14 protein-coding genes are annotated in these 21,577 nt (G+C 61.4%); 5 read left to right on the top strand and 9 right to left on the bottom strand.

All coding sequences use genetic code 11. From position 1 onward, the window contains the following. Positions 1-34: 34 nt before the first annotated feature. From typA to QZY01_RS07955, 4 genes are all read right to left on the bottom strand, one after another. Positions 35-1,855: a translational GTPase TypA gene (gene typA / locus QZY01_RS07970; RefSeq protein ID WP_294535578.1), complete on the bottom strand. Its 1,821-nt coding sequence runs from the start codon at positions 1,853-1,855 to the stop codon at positions 35-37. A 301-nt stretch (positions 1,856-2,156) separates the two neighbouring features. Next, positions 2,157-3,491: a TAXI family TRAP transporter solute-binding subunit gene (locus tag QZY01_RS07965; RefSeq protein ID WP_294535576.1), complete on the bottom strand. Its 1,335-nt coding sequence runs from the start codon at positions 3,489-3,491 to the stop codon at positions 2,157-2,159. A 106-nt stretch (positions 3,492-3,597) separates the two neighbouring features. Further along, complete coding sequence (locus tag QZY01_RS07960; protein ID WP_294535574.1) at positions 3,598-4,839, bottom strand: argininosuccinate synthase; 1,242 nt, start codon at positions 4,837-4,839, stop codon at positions 3,598-3,600. 108 nt (positions 4,840-4,947) lie between these two features. Then, positions 4,948-7,233, bottom strand: coding sequence for an NADP-dependent malic enzyme (locus QZY01_RS07955; RefSeq protein ID WP_294535572.1), 2,286 nt, complete (start codon positions 7,231-7,233; stop codon positions 4,948-4,950). A 363-nt stretch (positions 7,234-7,596) separates the two neighbouring features. On the opposite strand from QZY01_RS07955, the gene mutS reads away from it, so the two are divergent. Continuing rightward, positions 7,597-10,251 (top strand): DNA mismatch repair protein MutS, encoded by a 2,655-nt coding sequence (gene mutS / locus QZY01_RS07950; protein WP_294535630.1) that lies wholly within the window; start codon positions 7,597-7,599, stop codon positions 10,249-10,251. Positions 10,252-10,664: 413 nt separating this feature from the next. Here the strand turns inward: mutS and QZY01_RS07945 are convergent, their stop codons facing one another. From QZY01_RS07945 to QZY01_RS07935, 3 genes are all read right to left on the bottom strand, one after another. After that, positions 10,665-11,984 (bottom strand): nitrate/sulfonate/bicarbonate ABC transporter ATP-binding protein, encoded by a 1,320-nt coding sequence (locus QZY01_RS07945; RefSeq protein WP_294535569.1) that lies wholly within the window; start codon positions 11,982-11,984, stop codon positions 10,665-10,667. A gap of 21 nt (positions 11,985-12,005) precedes the next feature. Then, the gene (locus QZY01_RS07940; protein ID WP_294535566.1) at positions 12,006-13,736 is read right to left on the bottom strand and encodes an ABC transporter permease subunit; all 1,731 of its coding nucleotides are present in this window, start codon (positions 13,734-13,736) and stop codon (positions 12,006-12,008) included. A gap of 182 nt (positions 13,737-13,918) precedes the next feature. Further along, the gene (locus QZY01_RS07935; RefSeq protein WP_294535563.1) at positions 13,919-14,764 is read right to left on the bottom strand and encodes a lytic murein transglycosylase; all 846 of its coding nucleotides are present in this window, start codon (positions 14,762-14,764) and stop codon (positions 13,919-13,921) included. 160 nt (positions 14,765-14,924) lie between these two features. Between QZY01_RS07935 and QZY01_RS07930 the strand changes: the two genes are divergently transcribed. The 3 genes from QZY01_RS07930 (at position 14,925) to QZY01_RS07920 (ending at position 19,462) form a co-directional block, all read left to right on the top strand. Then, a complete protein-coding gene (locus QZY01_RS07930; protein WP_294535561.1) occupies positions 14,925-16,463 on the top strand; it encodes a YifB family Mg chelatase-like AAA ATPase in 1,539 nt (512 codons plus the stop codon). A gap of 69 nt (positions 16,464-16,532) precedes the next feature. Next, complete coding sequence (locus tag QZY01_RS07925) at positions 16,533-18,287, top strand: ATP-binding protein (protein WP_294535558.1); 1,755 nt, start codon at positions 16,533-16,535, stop codon at positions 18,285-18,287. A 227-nt stretch (positions 18,288-18,514) separates the two neighbouring features. Further along, positions 18,515-19,462, top strand: coding sequence for a GNAT family N-acyltransferase (locus QZY01_RS07920; protein ID WP_294535554.1), 948 nt, complete (start codon positions 18,515-18,517; stop codon positions 19,460-19,462). Between the two features lie 56 nt (positions 19,463-19,518). On the opposite strand, the gene secB is transcribed toward QZY01_RS07920, so the two are convergent. Both secB and QZY01_RS07910 read right to left on the bottom strand, forming a co-directional pair. Next, positions 19,519-19,995: a protein-export chaperone SecB gene (gene secB, locus QZY01_RS07915; RefSeq protein ID WP_294535551.1), complete on the bottom strand. Its 477-nt coding sequence runs from the start codon at positions 19,993-19,995 to the stop codon at positions 19,519-19,521. A gap of 336 nt (positions 19,996-20,331) precedes the next feature. After that, positions 20,332-20,787, bottom strand: a complete 456-nt coding sequence (locus QZY01_RS07910; protein ID WP_294535549.1) for an FxsA family protein — start codon at positions 20,785-20,787, stop codon at positions 20,332-20,334. Between the two features lie 141 nt (positions 20,788-20,928). Here QZY01_RS07910 and QZY01_RS07905 point away from each other — a divergent pair, with 141 nt between their 5' ends. Next, positions 20,929-21,573, top strand: a complete 645-nt coding sequence (locus tag QZY01_RS07905; protein WP_294535546.1) for a Tim44/TimA family putative adaptor protein — start codon at positions 20,929-20,931, stop codon at positions 21,571-21,573. Positions 21,574-21,577 lie beyond the last annotated feature (4 nt).

Raw genomic sequence — 21,577 nt, 5'->3', positions numbered from 1 at the left:
CACAGCCGATGTTTTCCCCTTGCGGCCCCAAACCTCAGGCGATTTGCTCTTTCGACCTGTCGGCGCGCTTGCGATCGTTGGGATCGAGAATGGTCTTGCGGAGGCGTATCGACTTCGGCGTGACCTCGACCAATTCATTATCCTCGATATAGGCGAGCGACTTTTCCAGTGTCATCCGGATCGGAGGCGTCAGCTTGACCGCCTCATCCTTGCCCGCCGCGCGAACGTTGGTCAACTTCTTGCCTTTCAGCACGTTGACTTCAAGGTCGTTTTCGCGCGTGTGCTGGCCGATGATCATTCCGGCATAGACCTTCGATCCCGGATCGATCATCATCGGACCGCGATCTTCGAGGTTCCACATGGCGTAGGCTACGGATTCGCCGGCGTCATTGGAGATCAGGACGCCATTGCGCCGGCCCTGGATGTCGCCCTTGTAGGGCGCGTAATCATGAAACAACCGGTTCATGATCGCAGTGCCGCGCGTATCGGTAAGCAATTCACCTTGATAACCCAGCAGTCCGCGCGTCGGGGCATGGAAGACCAGCCGCAGGCGATTGCCGCCCGACGGGCGCATTTCGATCATATCCGCCTTGCGTTCCGACATTTTCTGCACGACGACGCCGGAGAACTCTTCATCGACGTCGATCACCACTTCTTCGATCGGCTCAAGCCGCGAGCCGTCCTCGGCTTTCTGGAAGACGACGCGGGGACGGGAAATGCCGAGTTCGAAGCCTTCGCGGCGCATGGTCTCGATCAAAATCGCGAGCTGCAATTCGCCGCGGCCGGAAACGATGAACGAATCCGATCCCGGAGAATCCTCGATCTTGAGCGCGACATTGCCTTCGGCTTCCTTGTATAGGCGGTCGCGGATGACGCGGCTGGTCACCTTGTCGCCTTCGGTGCCCGCCAATGGCGAATCATTGACCAGGAAAGTCATCGACAGGGTTGGCGGGTCGATCGGCTGCGCCTGAAGCGGCTCGGTGACGTCGGTGGCGCAAAGTGTGTCGGCGACGTTGAATTTTTCGAGACCGGCGATGGCGACGATGTCGCCGGCTTCGGCTTCGTCGATGGGCTGGCGTTCAATGCCGCGGAAGGCGAGAATTTTCGAAACCCGGCCCTGTTCGACGACATTACCCTTGCGATCTAGCACTTTCACCGCCTGGTTCGGCTTGACCGAGCCGGCGAAGACGCGACCCGTGACTATGCGGCCAAGGTAGGGATTGGCTTCAAGCAAGGTGCCGAGCATGCGAAAGCCTCCCTCCTGGACGGTTGGCGCGGGCACATGTTTGAGCACGAGATCGAACAAGGTCGCCATGTCTTCTGTAGGACGGTCGGGGCTTTCCGCCATCCAGCCCTGTTTCGATGAACCATAGAGAATCGGGAAATCGAGTTGTTCGTCGTCGGCGTCGAGGGCGGCGAAAAGATCGAAAACCTCGTTGATGACTTCGCTCGGCCGCGCGTCGGGCTTATCGACCTTGTTGATCGCCACAATCGGGCGCAAGCCAATCTTCAGCGCCTTGCCGACGACGAATTTGGTCTGCGGCATCGGTCCTTCGGCGGCATCGACGAGAACGATGGCGCCATCGACCATCGATAGAATGCGTTCGACTTCGCCGCCGAAATCGGCATGGCCGGGCGTATCGACGATATTGATGCGGGTGTCTTTCCAGACGATCGAAGTCGCCTTGGCCAGAATGGTGATGCCGCGTTCTTTTTCGAGGTCATTGGAGTCCATGACGCGTTCGACGACGCGCTGGTTGTCGCGGAACGCGCCCGACTGGCGCAGCAATTGATCGACGAGGGTGGTTTTGCCGTGGTCGACGTGGGCGATGATGGCGATGTTGCGAAGCTTCATGGGAGCCTGGACTTTTGGTGCTTACCCGCGAAAAGAAGCAAGCTTTCCGGATTGGATAGGCGTTGAAAAAAGGTGAGAGGTTTCCGTCCCGGATTGGCTTGGGAAAGAAAGGCTCTGGCGAAAAGCGCGCCGCGCCAAATGCCGCCACGCGAAAAAGTCGTTGTCGTCAAAGACGGTTAGTCCATGACACGACCATGACGGCAATTTGCGCGACGAAGAACAGCTGCGGCTTGCTCTATACGAAAAGGGCCAATTTGAAAACCCGCGCAGCGAAAGGGCTGCGACGTCGAATTTGAAAATGTTACGCTTCAGGCCGAAGTTTGGCGTTGGTTTCCAGCAAACGCCGTGCGAGCTCGACGCGACGGTCGGCGATCGCCAGTCGCGCCTGTTGCACCGCCAAAGTCAAGGCAGCCAGCTGATGTCCGTCGAGCTTCGGCATTTGCGCTGCGGCGAGCGAGTGCGTCAGAATTTCATCGATTTCCAGCTCCAGGCGATTCAAGGTTTCCGCATCCGTGGCTTCGCGTCCCGCCTTCAATATGGTGAGGGCCTGCTCCATCAGCAGGTCGAAACGCGCATAGCCGCGCACCGTCATGCGGCTGGCAAGCGCCGCCAAGCTCGAGATCAGCACGCTGCCGATCATCGCGCCAATATAGATCATGTCGCTGTATTTCTCGAAAAAGGTCTCCTGTTCGCCATCGAGAAAGGCTGCGGAGCCGGGATGGGTCGGCAAAACCCCACCCTTGTCGGTTTCGGGCGCTTCGATCCGATTGGCGAGGGGCGCGGTCGTCGCCGCCGCCGCCCTGTTGGCGAGAATGAGACTGGTGAGGTCGCTGACCGTCGCATTGGCGAGGTCGTTGCTCGCGACGAGGCGGAGCGTCCCTCCAATGGTTTCGACATTTTCCATCGGACGGGAAGGCGAGCCGCCGAAAGCGCCGCGCAAGATTTCCGTCGCTTCCAAACCTGGAAAGCGTTTGGCGATGGCGGCGGCTTCGTGAATGGGAATGAAGTCGGGCGCATGCGGCGGCGTTGCATGGTTCGATAAAAGCTGAATGATTTCTGCTATTTGAGGCGAATCGAAAGCTCCAAAGGCGAGGACCGCGTCGATTTCCCCGGCATGAAGCAATTCGGGCAAACCGGCGAGATCCACCAATTTCCGGTCGATGGCGTCAGGCGGAAGCGAATATTGCATTTCGATCGTTTCAAGCAATTTTTGATTGGCGTCTCCCGAATTTTCCGACGCGACGATGGCGACGCGCTTGCCTTTGAGATCGGAGAAGTTGGCAAAGCCCGCGCCATGAGGGGCGGCGATCATCGCGAATTGGTGGGAAAGGATCAACGCTGTCGCGGCATTGGTCGGCATGGCGACGTCGGAACGCACAACGGCGAGATCGACGCCGCCCTCCGCCATTGCCTTGGCCGCAGCCCGCACATCAATCGCCGGGACCAGACGAAAACGAAGATCGGCGCGCGTCTTGATCATTTCCTGATTGAGCGCCACGAAAAGCTTCTGCGACTCCCCGCCGCGCGGGACTGCAACCGTCAAAACAGTCGGCCGCTCATAAAAATAGAGACCGACCGTGGTTAACGCCGCCAATCCGGTTCCCAGGGCTATGAGCAAAAGCTGAATGCGGCGCATTGCTCCTCGCGTGCGAAAGTCTTTCGGGGAGCAAAAAATCAGGGACTCGCGTCAATATTGCGGCGTCGCCGAAGCCGTTGCATCCCGGCGACGCAGCCGGCGTCCATCAAATTTTCGAAAGCTTGCGCTCGCGCTTCGCCAGCGTGCGCAACCGCAGCGCATTGAGCTTGATGAAGCCGGCTGCGTCGCGATGATCATAGGCGACGGCGCCCTCCTCGAAGGTCACGAGATCCTGATCGTAGAGCGAATAGGCGCTTTCGCGGCCCACCACCGCGACATTGCCCTTGTAGAGTTTCACGCGCACCCGGCCGCAGACCTTTTCCTGGCTTTTGTCGATCAGGCCCTGCAGCAGTTCGCGTTCGGGCGAAAACCAGAAACCGTTGTAGATGAGCTCGGCATATTTGGGCATAAGCTCATCCTTGAGATGCGCCGCGCCCCTGTCGAGCGTGATCGATTCGATGCCGCGATGGGCGAAATAGAGGATGGTTCCTCCTGGCGTTTCATACATGCCGCGCGATTTCATGCCGACGAAACGGTTTTCGACCAGATCGAGACGGCCGACGCCATTGATTCGGCCGAGTTCGTTGAGCCTTGTCAGGAGTTGGGCGGGGGAAAGCCTTTCGCCGTCGATGGCGACCGGATCGCCGCTTTCGAAATCGATCGAGATATAGGTCGCCTTGTCAGGCGCCTGTTCGGGATCGACCGAGCGCGAATAGACATAATCGGGCGTCTCCTGCGCCGGGTCTTCCAGCACCTTGCCCTCCGAAGACGTGTGCAGAAGATTGGCGTCGGTCGAGAACGGCGATTCGCCGCGCTTGTCTTTCGAAATTGGAATCTGATGCTTTTCCGCGAAGTCGATCAGGGCGGTGCGCGAGGTCAGATTCCACTCGCGCCAGGGCGCGATGACCTTGATGTCGGGCTCCAGCGCATAATAGGCGAGTTCGAACCGGACCTGGTCATTGCCCTTGCCGGTGGCGCCATGGCAGACCGCGTCGGCCCCGACTTCGCGCGCGATTTCGATCTGGCGTTTGGAAATCAGCGGGCGCGCGATGGACGTGCCGAGCAGATACAGTCCTTCATATTGTGCGTTGGCGCGAAACATCGGAAAGACGTAGTCGCGCACGAATTCCTCGCGCAGATCCTCAATGAAAATATTTTCCGGCTTGATGCCCAGCAATTCCGCCTTTTGGCGGGCCGGCTCCAGTTCCTCGCCCTGCCCGAGATCGGCGGTGAAAGTGACCACCTCGCAGCCATAGGTCGTCTGCAGCCATTTCAGGATGATCGAGGTGTCGAGGCCGCCGGAATAGGCGAGGACGACTCGTTTGACACAGTTTTCGGGTTTCAGCATGGGGCTTGGGATCCACTGGAAAAATCGGCGCGACTATAGGCGCACGCGCTCAAGGCGCAAGCCCGCCGGGTCTATGGGTCGGAACGGCCCAAAAAAAATACGGAGAAATCAAGCTTCTGCGTTGAAGGCCGCGAGGGCCGCCATATTGACGATGTCCGAATCCTTGCCGCCGAGCTGGACGACCTGGACGGACTTGTCGAGGCCGACCAGCATGGGTCCGATGACGGTCGCTCCCCCAAGCTCCAGCAGCATTTTGGTCGCAATCGAAGCCGAATGATAGGCCGGCATGATCAGGACATTGGCGGTGTCGGTCAGGCGGCAAAAAGGATAGAGCGCCATGGCCTCCTTGTTGAGCGCCACGTCGGCGGCCATTTCGCCGTCATATTCGAAGTCGACGCGGCGTTGGTCGAGCAGCCGAACGGCGTCCTTGACCCTTTTCGAACGATCGCCTGGCGGATGGCCAAAGTTGGAAAAGGCCAATAGAGCTACTCGCGGCTCATAGCCGAGGCTGCGGGCGAAGCCGGCGGCCTCGATCGCGATTTCGGCGAGATCCTCGGCTTCCGGCATTTCGGTGATGGCGGTGTCGGCGACGAAGATCGGGCGACCACGCGCCAGAATCAGCGACACGCCGATCAGCCGACGACCGGGCCTGGTGTCGATCACACGCTGGACTTCTTCGAGCGTGATCGAAAAATTGCGGGTGACGCCGGTCACCATGGCGTCGGCGTCGCCGGCGGCGACCATGGCCGCGGCAAAATGGTTGCGATCGTTGTTGATGATGCGCTGGCAATCGCGAACCAGAAAGCCTCTGCGTTGCAGGCGCTCGTAAAGCGTCTGCGCATAGGCATTGGTGTGCGGGGAAATGCGGGCGTTGTGAATTTCGATGAGTTTTTCGTCGAGTTCGAGACCGGCCCGCGCGGCGGCTTCGGTCACGCGCGTCACGCGTCCGACCAGAAGGGCCGATCCGAGCCCCTGGTTGACAAAGGTCAGGGCGGCGCGAATGACCTGTTCTTCCTCGCCTTCGGCGAAAACCACGCGCTTGGGATTGCGCTTCACCCGGTCCATGATCGATTGCATCAGGCCGGCGACCGGATCGCGCCGCGCCGAGAGTTCGGCGCGATAGGCTTGCATGTCGACGATCGGCTTTTGCGCCACGCCCGTATCCATTGCGGCCTGGGCGATGGCCGGCGGCACCACGGAGATCAGCCGGGGGTCGAAGGGTACCGGGATCAGATAATCCCGGCCGAACCGGGGACGTTCCCCTTGATAGGCGCGGGCTACGTCGTCGGGCACGTCCTCGCGCGCGAGTTGGGCGAGGGCGTGCGCCGCCGCGATCTTCATCTCCATGTTGATGGTCTTGGCCCGCACGTCGAGCGCGCCACGAAAAATATAGGGAAAGCCGAGGACATTATTGACCTGGTTGGGATAATCCGACCGTCCGGTGGCGACGATGGCGTCGGGACGCACCGCATGGGCGTCCTCCGGCGTGATCTCCGGATCGGGATTGGCCATCGCGAAAATGATCGGATTGGCGGCCATCGACCGGACCATGTCCTGCGTAAGAGCGCCTTTGGCGGAAAGGCCGAAGAAAATATCCGCGTCCTCCATCGCCTCGGCGAGGGTGCGCCGGTCGGTCTCGACGGCATGGGCCGATTTCCATTGGTTCATGCCTTCGGCGCGACCCCGATAGACCACGCCCTTGGTGTCGCAAAGGGTGACGTTTTCCGGCGCGAAGCCGATGGCCTTGATCAGGTCGAGGCAAGCGATGCCCGCCGCGCCAGCGCCGTTGCAGACCAGTTTGGTCTTGCGGATGTCGCGGCCGGTGAGATGTATGGCGTTGATCATGCCGGCGGCGGCGATGATTGCGGTCCCGTGCTGGTCGTCGTGAAAGACGGGAATGTCCATCAATTCGCGCAAGCGCTCCTCAATGATGAAACATTCCGGCGCCTTGATGTCTTCGAGGTTGATGCCGCCGAAGGTCGGCCCAAGGAAGCGGACGGCGTTGATGAATTCGTCCGGGTCTTCCGTATCCAGTTCGAGATCGATTGAATCGACGTCGGCAAACCGCTTGAACAGGACCGATTTGCCCTCCATTACCGGTTTGGAGGCCAGCGCGCCGAGATTGCCCAACCCCAGAATCGCCGTGCCATTGGTGATCACGGCGACCAGATTGCCCTTGACGGTGTAGTCATAGGCCTTGGAAGGATCCTCGGCGATGGCGTGCACCGGCACGGCGACCCCCGGTGAATAGGCCAGCGAAAGGTCGCGTTGAGTCGCCATCGGCTTGGTTGGCGCGATCTGAAATTTGCCAGGCCTGCCACGGGAATGGAATAGCAGCGCTTCCTGATCCGTAAAGGTCGGCCGCGCGCTGCGGTTCGGCAGGATGTCGGACATGGGCGATCTCAATTTGGCTCGAATGTAAGACGCGAACTTAGCCGCGCCATGCGGCAGTTCACAAGCAGTCCTTTAGATAAAATGGCGGACTCTCATGACTTTGCGCTGTCGCTTTCCCCAGCCAAGTCGGAAAGACTTGGGAAAACCGGGCGGTCATGAAGGATGCGGGATGCGGGGCGGGCGCGGCTTTGCTAGCTTCGTTCCTCAGCGCGGATCGGGGAAAAGATGAGCGACATGGACAGGCCCGACGTGGCGACGGATGGCGAGTCAGAACGACCGGATGGCGTCGTTAAAACCCCTCTGCGGTCGAAAGACAAGGAGTTGGCAAAACAAAAAGCCGACCCCGGCGAGCGCGTGACGCCGATGATGGCGCAATATCTCGAAATCAAGGCCGCCAATCCGCGCTGTCTGCTGTTTTACCGCATGGGTGACTTTTACGAGCTTTTTTTCGAGGACGCCGAAATCGCGTCGCGCAGTCTGGGCATCGTGCTGACAAAAAGGGGAAAGCATCTCGGCGAGGACATTCCGATGTGCGGGGTTCCGATCGAGCGGTCGGACGATTATCTGCAACGCCTGATCGCCTCGGGTCATCGCGTCGCCGTCTGCGAACAGGTCGAGGACCCCGCCGAGGCGCGCAAACGCGGACCCAAATCGGTGGTGCGCCGCGATGTCGTCCGGCTGGTGACGCCCGGCACCTTGACCGAGGAAAGGCTGCTCGAACCGGGCCGCGCCAATCTGTTCGTGGCGCTCTCCCGCCAGCGCCTCAATGAGGCCAACTGGCTGTTCGGCCTCGCCGCCGTCGATATTTCGACCGGCGTGTTCGAGGTTTTCGAGACGGATGTCAGCGGCCTCGCGGCCTTGCTGGCTCGGCTGGAGCCCCGCGAAATCGTCGCCCAGGACGCGCTGCTCGCCGACGAAGGCCTGGCGCGGCTCCTCAAGGAGACGGGCGCCTCGATCACGCCGCTCGGCCGCGCGAGCGGCGAAGGCGCGGTCGCGGAACGGCGTCTGCTCGCGTTTTACGGCGTGGCGACTCTCGACGGTTTCGGTCCGCTGACCCGCGCCGAAATCAACGCCGCCGGTCTCGCCGTCGCCTATGTCGAGCGAACGCAGTTTTCGGCGCGTCCCCGCCTGTCGCATCCCAGTCGCGCGCAAATCCAGCAGACCATGCAAATCGACGCCGCGACGCGCGCCAGTCTCGAACTGGCGCGCACGCTTGCCGGCCAGCGCGCCGGTTCGCTGCTCGCCACGCTCGACCGCACGGCGACGCCACCCGGCGCCCGCCTGCTGGCCGAATGGCTGGCGGCGCCTTTGCGCGACAGCGCGAAAATCGTCGCAAGGCAGGACGCCGTCGCCTTTTTTGTCGAGGACCCGATTCTGCGAAACGATATAAGGCAAAGTCTGAAGGGCGTTCCGGACATGATGCGGGCCTTGGGGCGGCTGGCTCTGGAGCGCGGCGGTCCGCGCGATCTCGCGGCCTTGCGCGACGGCCTGTTTGCCGCGCGCGATTGCGGGCTTCGATTGCAGGCGAAAAATCCGCCCTATCTGCTGGCCAAGGCGTCGGGTTTTCAGGCCGGCGTCGATCTGACCCTGCCGCAAAACCTTGGCGCGGCGCTCGCCGACCAATTGCCGCTGGACCGGCGCGACGGGGGTTTCATCCGCGCCGTTTTCGAGGCCCGGCTCGATGAGATCCGGGCGCTGCGCGACGAAAGCCGTCGCGTTGTCGCGGCCTTGCAAGGCAAATATTGCGAGTTGGCGGAAACCCGCCAGCTCAAGATCAAACACAATAATTTCCTCGGCTATTTCATCGAGGTCGCGCAGGCGCAGGGCGAGAAACTGTTGCGGCCGCCGCTCGATGCGACCTTTATTCACCGCCAGACCATGGCCGACGCCATGCGCTTCTCGACGAGCGAACTGGCGGAGCTGGCGGGAAAAATCGCCAATGCCGCCGGCGAGGCGCTCGCGCTGGAACGGTCGCTGTTCGATCTCCTGGCGGCGCAATCGCAGGCTCGCGCGGCGGAAATCGAGGCAGTGGCCAAGGCGCTGGCGGCCGTCGACGTGCTCGCCGCGCTCGCCGAAACCGCCGCCGACGCGGACTGGGTTCGGCCCAAAGTCGATGAAAGTCTCGATTTCGAGATTATCGGCGGCAGGCATCCGGTGGTCGAGGAGGCCTTGCGTTCGCGCGGCGTGGCCTTCGTGCCCAACGATTGCGATCTGACGGGAAAAATTGGCAAGGATCGAGCCCGATCCGGCGGCAAGATCGCCGTCGTCACCGGACCGAACATGGCGGGAAAATCGACGTTTTTACGCCAGAACGCGCTGATCGCGGTGCTTGCGCAGATCGGCTCCTTCGTCCCGGCGAAAAAGGCGCGGATCGGCGCGATCGACCGGCTGTTCTCGCGTGTCGGCGCGTCGGACGATCTGGCGCGCGGACGCTCGACCTTCATGGTCGAAATGGTCGAAACCGCCTCCATTCTCAATCAGGCGAGTGAAAGATCGCTCGTCATCCTCGACGAAATCGGGCGCGGCACGGCGACCTATGACGGCCTTTCCATCGCCTGGGCGGTGATGGAGCATCTGCACGAATCCAATCGCGCCAGGGCGCTTTTCGCCACCCATTTTCACGAATTGACTCATCTCGGCGAGCGCCTGCCCCGCCTCGCCAATCTCTGCATGCGCGTGACCGACTGGAATGGCGAAGTGGTCTTCCTGCATGAAGTGGCGAAAGGCGCCGCGGACCGTTCCTATGGCGTGCAGGTGGCGCGGCTTGCCGGGCTGCCGCCAAATGTCGTCGAGCGCGCCCGCCATATTCTGGCCGAACTGGAGCAGACCGACCGCCGTGCGCCGGTCGAGCGACTCGTCGCCGATCTGCCGCTGTTCGCCGTTCCGGAGCCGCGCGTTCCGGTGCCGGCGAAACCCGACTCGGTGCGCGCCGCGCTCGACGCGCTCAATCCCGACGAAATGACGCCGCGCGCCGCGCTGGATGCGCTTTATGCACTGAAAAAAGCCGCCGAATCGTGAAAAAGACTTGACGATGCAAGTACATCATCTTTGGCAAGTACTTTTTTAATTTCATCCCCGTTTTTCACATTAATCCCCAGCTATTGTGGATAGTGTGGACGAATGCTCACGTGGTGGAATTGACCTCCAAAAATTCGAGACTCTTGTCCCCGAATCACACATTCTTGCCCCGTTAGGCCGACGAATGGGACGAGGCGGGCACCCCTACCAAAGAGACCCGCCCCGCTCAGTTACCATTAGGTGACCCTAGCTGGCGCACCCAGGAGTGCGGTTCCCGATTCGTCGCGGGGGCCGCACTCGCGCATCCTATCTCAAACACTGCCGGTAGCAATTCGTTAAAATGCCAGCGCGCGTCAAATCCCAACCATCGGCGACAACTATGCCACAGTGATAATTACCCCTGAAGGCCCGAATCAATTCGGGTTTTCGAGGCTGAACATTTCCGCTTTTTCGTCATAGGCGAAAAGCTCGGCGTAGCGCGCCCAGGAAATGACGGTCTCCAGAGTCAGTTCGGCGTAATCTTCCGACATGTAATCTTCGAGCTCATTGCGGAATCGCGCCGCCGGCGCCGAATGGCTCGGACGCTCGTCGAGGACGCGCCGGATCAGGCTGATGATCGGCACGTAATTGATCAAATGCTGCGAAAACATCCTCTTGCGCGCGTCCGTGTCGAGATCGGCGAAGGCCCGACCCGCCTCCGACAGCAGAAAATCGCCTTCGCTCAAAATGCCGAAACGCAGCAATTGCAAGGCTTCGGAGAGGTGGAACAATTCATCCGCCTCCATTTGCAGGCGGTCGGCGAGGACCGGCAGGTCGGCGCGGCCATTGAACGGCGCGGCGGCGACGGCCTCGATCAGGCCGGCGAGAATATTGGTGGAGACCGGGTGCAGCACCATGCCGACGCCGGTTCCTGGAATGCCTTCGCTCGAAGAAGGACGCGGCTCCGCCCTTTGCGTCATGCGGGCGTAAATGCTGTCCACCAGCGCCCGGAAGGGCGGATCGAGACGTTTGCGCGGATGCGGCAGATCGACCTTCAATTCGGCGGCGATACGGCCCGGATTGGACGAAAAAACGAGGATGCGGTCGCACATCAGCACCGCCTCCTCGATATTATGCGTGACCATCAGCACGGATTTCATCGGCAGGCGGCCTTCGACCCACAGATCGATAATGTCGGTGCGCAGCGTTTCTGCGGTCAGGACGTCGAGCGCCGAAAAGGGTTCGTCCATCAGCAACAGATCGGGATGGACGACCAGCGCGCGGGCGAAGCCGACGCGCTGGCGCATGCCGCCCGACAATTCCTTGGGATAGGCCGATTCGAAACCGTCGAGGCCGATCAAGTCGATCGCGGCAATGGCGCGCTTGCGCTGTTCCGGTTTGGCCACCCCGAGCGCGTCTAGGCCGAGTTCGACGTTTTCCAGCACGGTCAGCCAGGGAAAGAGCGCAAAAGACTGGAAGACCATGGCGATGCCGCGCGGCGGACCGTCGATGGCCTCGCCGCGACAGACGGCGTCGCCGGAGGACGGCTTCACCAGGCCGGCGATGATGCGTAGCAGGGTCGATTTGCCGGAGCCGGAGCGGCCGAGCAGACCGACGATCTCGCCGGATTTGATGGTGAGATTGACGTTTTCGAGAACGACCAATTCGTCGCCATTGGCCTTGGCGAAGCTGCGGTTGACGTTTTTCAGGTCGATCAGCGCCGCATTGGCGCTGGGGTTGACGACGTCGAGCATGAGGATCTCCGAAGCCGGGGTTCAACCCAGGCGCAGGCGGTTTTCAGCGTAAGCGTAAAGTGGTCGCCAAAGCAGGCGATTGAACAGGGTGACATAGATCGACATCACGACGATGCCGAGCACGACGCGCTGGAAATCGCCGTCTTCGGTCGCCTTGGCGATATAGGAGCCGAGCCCCACCGCATGGAGCTTGATGTCGCCCCAACTGGCGACTTCCGCGACAATGGCCGCGTTCCACGAGCCGCCCGAAGCCGTGATCGCGCCGGTGATGTAATAAGGGAAAATTCCCGGCAGGATGACATAGCGCCACCATTTCCAGCCGCGCAGGTGAAAGCTCGTGGCCGCTTCCTTCAAATCGCCGGGAAAGGCCGTCGCGCCGGCGATGACATTGAACAATATATACCATTGCGTGCCTAGAACCATCAGCGGACTGAGCCAGATATTGGCGTTCAGGCCGTAATGGACGATCAGCACCACGGCGGCCGGGAACAGGATATTGGCCGGAAAGGCGGCCAGGAACTGCGCGATCGGCTGGACTTTTTCCGCCACTGCGGGCCGCAGGCCGATCCAGACGCCGATCGGCACCCAGATCGCGGAAGCGATGGCGATCAGGACCGTCACGCGAATCAGGGTGTAAAAGCCGTCGATGAGGGCGGTCTGGACGTCGGACCAGTGCAGGGTCTCCCCGATGAACTGGACGACAATGAGGCCCAGCCAGAGGGCGCCTCCGAAAATCATAGCGATCCAGATGGCGTCGATCAGCCGGGGGGACAGGTTGAAGTTGAATTTCAGCCGCGAAAAATCGGGTAGCGGCAGGCGAATGCGGGTGGTCGATTCGACCGCGCCGGATATTCTCGACGCCAGCGTCCTTAGGAAACGCGTCTGTCGGAACAGATTGAGTAGCCAGGAGGTTGGCGCTTCCGCCGAGGCGGTCTGTTCGAATCGGAACTTGTCGGCCCAGGCGACAATCGGGCGAAACAACAATTGATCGTATATGATGATGACGACGAGCATGGCGAGGACGGCATAGCCGACCGCCGGGAGGTTCTGCTCCTTGATGGCGGTGGCCACATAGGCGCCGACTCCGGGCAGGGTTACGGTGGTGTCGCCGACCGTGATCGCTTCCGATGCGACGACGAAAAACCAGCCGCCCGACATCGACATCATCGTGTTCCATACCAGGCCGGGCATGGCGAAGGGGACGTCGAGGCGCCAGAAACGCCGCCACCACGACAGGTGGAAGCTCTGCGTCGCCTCTTCCAGATCCTTGGGCACATTGCGCAGCGACTGGTACATGCTAAAGGTCATGTTCCACGCTTGGCTGGTAAAGATGGCGAACACCGAAGCCAGTTCCGCGCCGATGACGCGGCCTGGAAACAGATTCATAAAAAACACGACGGTAAAGGTCAGAAAGCCGAGAATCGGAACCGACTGGAGAATGTCGAGCACCGGAATCAGAACCATTTCCGCTCGACGGCTTTTGGCGGCGAGCGTCGCATAGACAAAGGTGAAGAGGAGCGAAGCGACGATCGCGGCAAGCATCCGCAGGGTCGTGCGCAAGGCGTATTCCGGCAGACTACGAGGATCCAGCGAGATCGGCGTCGAATCGAGAACCGTCAGCGGCGCGTCGGCCTGATGGGCGCCGTAGGCGACGATCACCAGGATTCCGACCACCAGCGCCAGCGCCGCAAGGTCGAAAAGATTGGGGGCAAGAGCTCGGCCCAGGGCGGTCGGTGGCGCGCGGTTCGGCACAAGCGCTTGTCCTTGCATTCAAAAGCGGGGCACACGAGGGCAGGGAAGACCAGACCAGGGCGTATTGCGGCGGAAGCTGTTGACCTGCGGCTTCTCGATAGCCGAACGCGCGCGACAATAATATGACATTTTCACAACCGGAGACGCTCAGGGTCAGAGCGCTGAATTGGTCAAAATCATTTTCAACGGCTGGCGGTCAATTTCTCTGCAAAATAGCCGATGGTCCTCGAATAGATCGACGATTTGTTCCAGGCGCGGAGGGCCTCCATATTCGCGCTTCCCTCGCCCCAGGGCTGGCCCTTTTGCCAACCGTTCTGCTGGAGAAAGTTGGCGGTCGAAGCGAGCACGTCGGCCTTGTCGTGGATGAGATCGGAGGCGCCGTCGCCATCGAAATCCACAGCGTATTTCAGATAGGACGAGGGCATGAACTGGGTCTGCCCGATTTCCCCCGCCCAGGCCCCTCGCGCGGCGACCGGGTCGATGTCGCCACGCTCGACGAGCTTGAGCGCGTCGATCAATTCGCCGCGAAACTGCGCCGAACGGCGACAATCCCAGGCCAGGGTCGCCAGAGATTCGATGGTCGGAAAATTGCCCATATAGGCGCCGAAATCGGTTTCCAGACCCCAGATGGCGACTAGAACCGGACCGGGAACGCCATATTTTTCCTCGATTTTTGAAAACAGCGCGGCATTCTGGCTCAATAGCTGCGCCCCTTTGTGCAGGCGGAAGGCATTGACCATCCGGCCCGAGAATTCCTCGAAAGATTGATGGAAAACCTTCTGGCCGCGATCGTGGGAAATGACCGAAAGGTTGTAGGAGACGCCGGAGAGACCCGAATCGATCGCGCTTTGCGACACGCCGGCTGAGGCGGCCTCCTGGCGAATCTGGCTCAGGAAGCCGTCAAATCCCGCCGCGTCGCGACCGCACTCCGCCGCGCGGGCGGGGTGCCCGGCAAGCAACGCCAAGAGCCCGATCGCCGCGAACATATGTCGCGGAGAATGGGCAAGAGCGGGAATTCCGGCGGTCATTGGCGTCCTCGATTTGTGACGTTTCCGTGGTTATCCTAACGACCCGTCGCGCCACGCGAAACCAATTCATGACCCGACAAGCGGAAAACATGTTCGTTAAACGTTCTTGCCTGCCTGAATGACCTTGGGTAAGCTTACGCTTACGGTCGGGAGAGGGACGATGGTCGTACGCGTGGCGACGGTGGCTTTCGAGGGCGTTGAAGCGCGGCCCGTCGATGTCCAGGTCCAGATTTCCAACGGCAATGTCGTTTTCAACGTGGTTGGCCTCGGCGACAAGGCGGTGGCCGAATCGCGCGAACGCGTCCGCTCCGCTCTGGTCGCTTCGGGCCTCGCCCTCCCCCCCAAGCGCATTACCGTCAATCTCGCGCCGGCCGATCTGCCGAAGGAGGGCAGTCATTACGATTTGCCCATCGCCCTCGGTGTGATGGCGGCGATCGGGGCCATTCCCTTTGACGCACTGGATGGATTCACGGTTCTCGGCGAACTGGCGCTCGATGGCACGCTCAGCCCGGTGGCCGGCGTGCTGCCCGCCGCGGTGGCGGCCAATGCGCGCGGACGTGGCTTGATCTGTCCGGCCGAATGTGGACCCGAGGCCGCCTGGGCGTCGGGCGAGATTCCGATTTTGGCCCCGCGATCGCTGCTTCAGCTGGCCAATCATTTTCACGGAACCCAGGTTCTTTCGCGTCCCTTGCCCGCCATCCGCGCCGCAACCGCGGAACTGGCGGACCTGCGCGACATCAAGGGGCAGGAAAGCGCCAAGCGCGCGTTGGAGATCGCGGCGGCCGGCGGCCACAACCTGTTGTTCAATGGACCGCCCGGCGCCGGCAAAAGCATGCTCGCCGCCCGCCTGCCGTCCATTCTGCCGCCGCTGACACCCCGCGAATTGCTGGAAGTTTCGATGATTCATTCGGTCGCCGGGGCTCTCGCGGGAGGCCAGCTCACCGACCGGCGTCCATTCCGCTCGCCGCATCATTCCGCCTCCATGCCCGCGCTGGTCGGGGGCGGCTCCCATGCGCGACCGGGCGAGATTTCTCTGGCGCATAATGGCGTGCTGTTTCTCGACGAACTGCCCGAATTTCAGGCGCAGGCGCTTGATGCGCTGCGTCAGCCGCTGGAAACGGGAGAGGTCGCTATCGCCCGCGCCAACCATCGCTGCGTTTATCCTGCGCGGTTCCAGCTGATTGCCGCGATGAATCCCTGCCGCTGCGGCCATGCGCTCGAGCCCGGATATTCCTGCCGGCGCGGCGACCCGAAAAACTGCGCCCAAGCTTACCACACGCGTTTGTCGGGTCCTTTGCTCGATCGCATCGACCTCCATCTCGAGGTCGCCGCCATCCGCGCTTCCGATCTGATCCTGCCCGCGCCATCGGAAGGATCTTCGGAAGTGGCGGCGCGCGTCGCCGCCGCGCGGGACATTCAGCGCGAACGCTATCAAGGCTTTGGCCAGCCGAATGTGACCTGCAACGCGGCCGCTCCCGCCGCTTTGGTCGAGCAGGTCGTCGCGCTGGACGAGGGCGGGCGCAATCTGGTGCGCGACGCATCGGAGCGGCTGCGCCTTTCCGCGCGAGGCTTTCATCGTATCCTCAAACTGGCGCGGACCATCGCCGACCTGCAGGGCGCGAAAAATGTCCTGCGGCCGCATCTGGCGGAGGCGCTCTCCTACCGCCCCGCCTCGGACCGCCACCACCGGGCCGCTTGAACAACGAAAGATTCAGCGGTTGAGCGCTACATTCGTTCCCGATCTTTTTCTGGTAGGCTTGGCCTCTCGATGTTTACGAAGGCGGCAATCGGTTTCCTACTTGCGGCGGCGACGCTCTGCCTGATGGGCTTGTCGTTGGTTTGGGTCCGCCGCGCCAGGCGGGCTCAAGAGCGCGCGGAAATCGAGCAGGAGCGCCTGCTCGACGAAATCTGGGAACTGAAATCGGCGGCAGGCGCGCTCGACAGGGCTGAAGCGGCCAACGAGGCGAAATCGCGGTTTCTTGCCACGGTCAGCCATGAGTTCCGCACGCCGTTGAACGGCATTCTGGGCATGACCGATCTCCTGGCCTCAACCTCCCTGACCGCCGAGCAATCGTGCTATCTGGAGGCGATTCGCCTATCTGGCGCGTCACTCTCGTCGCTGATCGATGAAATTCTGGATTTCTCGAAAATCGAAGCCGGCAAGCTCGAACTGAAGTTCGCGCCTTTCGATCTCCCGGCGCTGGTCGAAGGAATCGCCGAATTATTGGCGCCGCGCGCCCAGGGCAAGGGAATCGAGATCGCGAGTTGGGTCGATCCGCGGGCGCCGCGCCTGGTCGTCGGCGATGCCGTGCGCCTCGGCCAGGTTCTGCTCAATCTCGCCGGCAATGCCGTGAAATTCACGCGAGAGGGCGGTGTTGGCCTGCGTCTGTGCTATCTCCCCGACGGAAGTCTGCGATTTTCGGTCGCCGACACCGGGCCCGGTATTCCGCTGGAACGGCGACAATCCATTTTTCTCGAATTCGAACAGGCCGACAGCTCGTCGTCGCGCCGGCATGAAGGCACGGGTCTGGGTCTGGCGATTTCACGCCGGCTCGTCGATTTGATGGGCGGCGAATTGCGGCTCGAACAGGCGGGCGAGGAAGGCTCGATCTTCGCCTTCGCTATCGACTTGCCGCGCGCGCCCACGCAACGGAAGCGGGATTTTTCAACCGACCTGAGGGGGAAATCGGCGCTGGTCATCTCCGCTTCGCCTTTCGGAGCTCCATTTCTGATCGAACGTCTGGCCGAGTTGGGTGTGGAGGTCACTCGCGCCGAGGTCGAGGCCGCCGCCGTGCAGGCGCTCGAAAAATTTGGCGCCGACGCGCCTGATCTGGTGATCGTGGATTGCGCTTTCGGCGAGGGGGCCGCGCAACGTCTCGCCGAGGCGGCGCGGGCGGTCGGCGCGAAGAAAAGCTTTGTGCTGTTTTCCCCGTTCGAACGGCGGGCTTTCGGCGAGGCGATCGTCCAGGATTTCGACGGATGGCTGGTCAAGCCGATAAGACTCGAATCTCTCTCGAACAGGCTGAATTCCAAGTTCGTCGGCGCGAGCCGGTGCGAAGGATCCTTGCAGGGCTTCGAGGACGGTCGTCGCCTCGCGGGCCTCCGAATTTTGCTGGCGGAAGACAATGACGTGAATGCGCTTCTGGTCGAACGGCGCCTGCGCATTTCCGGCGCCGAAGTTTTTCGCGCCCATGACGGCGCCGAGGCGGTCGCCCTCGCCTGCAATTCTATCCAAGGCAAAGCCGCGCGATTCGATGCGGTCTTGATGGACATCCGGATGCCGAAGCTCGATGGCCTTGAAGCGGCGCGGCTGGTGCGCGCCGCCGAGGCCGTGGCAGGCGCTCCGCCAATGCGGATGATCGCCCTGACCGCCAATGCCTTCGACGAAGACAGGCAGGCGGCGTTTGGCGCGGGACTGGACGACTTCCTGACCAAGCCAATCGATCTGGAGGCGATGGTCCACGCAATCGTTCCGGAAATCGCGACCCGTCGCGATCGGGCAATCCTTCACTCGCGCAAATAGCGAGTCGAAAGTCTCGAGTCGCGCGAAAATCTGTCGCCCGCTTTCGCGCCCGTCGGGATTTCACCGGTCATGACCTCCCCGCCCGACCATTTGTCATATTTTCGTATCGAGATTGCTATATTTTCTCAAAATTCCCCTATAAAGGGCCTATCCGAACATGACGATCATTAAACGTCATACCAACGGACCGGCGTTCAAGGGTTTTTACTCTTCGAGGAAGTGTTTGCATGAGCGGATTGACCGTACTTGCGGGTCTGTCGGCGAAGATTCACTGGCTTCCCAAGAAGTCCAGGGAAAGCGCTCCGCGCCATTCGCGGCCATTCGGCGGCTGGGCGCCGAAGATTTCACATTCCGGCCTCGGCCCGTCGCTGGGCAGGTCGGGCTCCCTCGAGCTCCGGCTCGCCACCAGGAAATCCGAAATCCGCAAGGCGCAGAAACTGCGCTTCAAAGTATTCTTCGAGGAGGGCGGCGCAGCGGCCGACGGCGCGACGGCGCTGGTGCGACGCGATATCTGCCGCTTCGACCGGGTCTGCGACCATCTGCTGGTCATCGACCATGCGGCGCGCAATCGTTTCGGCAAGATCAAACCGCGCGTGGTGGGCGCCTACAGGTTATTGCGTCAAGAGGTGGCGCAGGCGAATTTCGGCTTTTACAGCGCGCAGGAATTCGATATCGGACCCTTGCTCGCGCAGCACCCGCAGTCCCGTTTCCTCGAACTGGGTCGTTCCTGTGTTCTGGCCGATTATCGGGGCAAGCGGACCATCGAAATGCTGTGGCGCGGCATCTGGGCTTATGTCAAACATTACCGCATCGACGCAATGATCGGCTGCGCCAGTCTGGAGGGGACCGATCCCGCGAAACTGGCGCCGCAATTGAGTTTTCTCTTTCATCACGCCAAAGCCGAACCGCAATGGCGGGTGCGGCCCTTGCCGGGTAGATTCACCCCGATGGATCGGCTTGCGCCGGCCGAAGTCGATGCTAAAAGGGCGCTGGCCGCCCTGCCGCCGCTCGTCAAGGGTTACATGCGCGTTGGCGCTAAATTTGGCGAAGGCGCGGTGATCGACCGTCAATTCGGCGTGACCGACGTTTTCGTCGTCATGCCGATCCAGGAAATCGAAGGGCGATATATAGAATATTTTGGCGCGCCGGAAGATTTACCATGTAAAGTCGCGTGAAGCGCAAATAAAAAAACCCGCCGGAAGGCGGGTTTTTCGTGTCCGATCAGCCAAACTCAGGAAAGATGCTGCGGCGGCTGGGCTTGAGCCTGTTGAACGCGCTGCGTATAGAGCGCCGCGAAATCGATCGGATCGAGATAAAGTGGCGGAAAGCCGCCGTTGCGCACCGAATCCGCCACGATCTGGCGGGCGAAGGGAAACAGCAGGCGCGGGCATTCGATCATCACAACCGGATGGGTCTGCTCGGCGGGAATATTCACCAGTCGGAACACGCCCGAATAGGTCAACTCGAACTTGAACAGCAGGTTGGGGGCTTCTCCGGCCGAGCCTTCGAGCAGCAGTTCGACCTCGAATTCCTGTTCGGCCAACTGTTTGGCGTTGACATTGACCTGGATCGAAATGTTCGGACCGGCCTCCTGCGGGCCGAGCGAACGCGGCGCATTCGGATTTTCGAACGAAAGATCCTTGCAATATTGCACCAGACAATTCAGCGCCGGCGCGGCGTTACCCTGTCCGCCGTTGGTATCGGTCATGAAAATCTCCTGAGTACCTTCCGGTCGGCGGCCCGAAAGACCGCCTCGGCTTTGTAATGGATGGCGGCGTCATAAATCGCGGCGGACAAGGCCAGCTTGCGAGCAATCGCAAACCAATACCATGTTCGACCCGAACAACAACCTGAACGCCCGGTAGCACGAAACACCACCTGAAAACAAGCCGCGCCGGCGCTCGGGCGCGGCAATTCTCTTCGGAGGAAGCGGCTTGATCATTACCGTGACGCACGAGCGACTTGCTCCGATCATGGCCTAAAACCAATCCGCAAGCTGGGTCCAAAAGCCAGATCGCCTTGCTGACGCCGTCTCTGCCTCGCGCTAACGCCTCAAAGTCTCTACTGGCCGATCGCAAGAAACCCATTCTTCCGGCGCCAGATCAATGATTCCGGGGCTTTCGCGACGGCGGGGCGCGCCTGACAAGCCTTCCCCGCCGAACCGGCGCGCCAGAATCTGCCGGACAGAGGGGGCGGCCAGGGCAAGGCCGACCAGATCGGAAATGAAACCGGGAATAATCAGCAAGAAAGCGGCGAGGGCGCGAATCAGTCCGTCGACCATGTCGCCCCTTCGCGGCCGCGCCCCGGAAATGGATGCGAGCAGGTGTTCTATGGCGCCTTGTCCGGTCTGGCGCAGCAGCACAAATCCCGCCAGCGATGTCGCCATCCCGAGCAACAGAGCGCCGCTGAAGCCTATATTCTCGGCGACGGCGACGAAAGCGGCGAATTCCAGCCCCAGCCAGGCGAAAAACCCGAAAATGAATCGAGACGTTAAAATCATCCGGCGATTCCTGCCCAAGGCCTCTGTTGCAGCGCCGTCCTTGCTGGCGCCACGCGACGATGTTACCCATCGACGCAAACAATATGGTTGGATCGGACCTTTCGCGCAATAGCGGTCCCAACCACAATACGAGGCGACGACATGCAACTTGACCCGGCCATGATCATTTTCGCTTTCCTGGCGATTTTTGTGCTTTGGAAGCTTCGCTCGGTCCTCGGCGAACGAACCGGCCTGGAGGGCCAGCGCGATCCGGGCCCGTCGCCGATTCCCGCGCCGCTTTCGCCGCCGTCGGCCAATGACGCGCGCTGGACCGAATTCGCGGACCGCGGAAGCCCGGTCTGGGCCGGCCTCGACGATATTGCGCGCGCTCAGCCCGATTTTGCGCCGCGCTCCTTCCTCGACGGCGCCTGCGCAGCCTATGAAATGGTGGTGCAGGCTTTTTCGCGCGGCGATGAAGCGGCTCTACATTCCCTCGCCAGCGAGGAGGTTTTCAACAGTTTCAAGGGTGCGCTCGAAGAGCGGACGCGTCGCGGCGAAACGATGGAGACGACGTTCGTCGGCTTCAATTCGGTCAAACTCGTCGAGGCGCGGGTGGAGCGGCCAAACGCCCTCATCGCCGTGCGTTTCGATTCGCAATTCGTCACCGTGACGCGCGCCTCCAATGGCGCGGTGATCGAAGGCGATCCGACCCAGCCATCCAACATCGTTGACATTTGGACCTTCGCCCGGCGCAACGACGCGAGCGGACCGAATTGGACCCTGGTTGCGACGACGCCGGCCCAATGATCGC

The sequence above is a fragment of the uncultured Rhodoblastus sp. genome, assembly GCF_903903185.1.
Classification (GTDB): domain Bacteria; phylum Pseudomonadota; class Alphaproteobacteria; order Rhizobiales; family Beijerinckiaceae; genus Rhodoblastus.
This window is presented reverse-complemented; position numbering and strand designations above follow the sequence as displayed.

What these genes read in the sequence shown, in the direction of transcription:
- typA (WP_294535578.1), bottom strand. Translation starts at nt 1,855, where the DNA reads ATGAAGCTTCGCAACATCGCCATCATCGCCCACGTCGACCACGGCAAA.
- QZY01_RS07965 (WP_294535576.1), bottom strand. Translation starts at nt 3,491, where the DNA reads ATGCGCCGCATTCAGCTTTTGCTCATAGCCCTGGGAACCGGATTGGCG.
- QZY01_RS07960 (WP_294535574.1), bottom strand. Translation starts at nt 4,839, where the DNA reads ATGCTGAAACCCGAAAACTGTGTCAAACGAGTCGTCCTCGCCTATTCC.
- QZY01_RS07955 (WP_294535572.1), bottom strand. Translation starts at nt 7,233, where the DNA reads ATGTCCGACATCCTGCCGAACCGCAGCGCGCGGCCGACCTTTACGGAT.
- mutS (WP_294535630.1), top strand. Translation starts at nt 7,597, where the DNA reads ATGATGGCGCAATATCTCGAAATCAAGGCCGCCAATCCGCGCTGTCTG.
- QZY01_RS07945 (WP_294535569.1), bottom strand. Translation starts at nt 11,984, where the DNA reads ATGCTCGACGTCGTCAACCCCAGCGCCAATGCGGCGCTGATCGACCTG.
- QZY01_RS07935 (WP_294535563.1), bottom strand. Translation starts at nt 14,764, where the DNA reads ATGACCGCCGGAATTCCCGCTCTTGCCCATTCTCCGCGACATATGTTC.
- QZY01_RS07930 (WP_294535561.1), top strand. Translation starts at nt 14,925, where the DNA reads ATGGTCGTACGCGTGGCGACGGTGGCTTTCGAGGGCGTTGAAGCGCGG.
- QZY01_RS07925 (WP_294535558.1), top strand. Translation starts at nt 16,533, where the DNA reads ATGTTTACGAAGGCGGCAATCGGTTTCCTACTTGCGGCGGCGACGCTC.
- QZY01_RS07920 (WP_294535554.1), top strand. Translation starts at nt 18,515, where the DNA reads ATGAGCGGATTGACCGTACTTGCGGGTCTGTCGGCGAAGATTCACTGG.
- secB (WP_294535551.1), bottom strand. Translation starts at nt 19,995, where the DNA reads ATGACCGATACCAACGGCGGACAGGGTAACGCCGCGCCGGCGCTGAAT.
- QZY01_RS07910 (WP_294535549.1), bottom strand. Translation starts at nt 20,787, where the DNA reads ATGATTTTAACGTCTCGATTCATTTTCGGGTTTTTCGCCTGGCTGGGG.
- QZY01_RS07905 (WP_294535546.1), top strand. Translation starts at nt 20,929, where the DNA reads ATGCAACTTGACCCGGCCATGATCATTTTCGCTTTCCTGGCGATTTTT.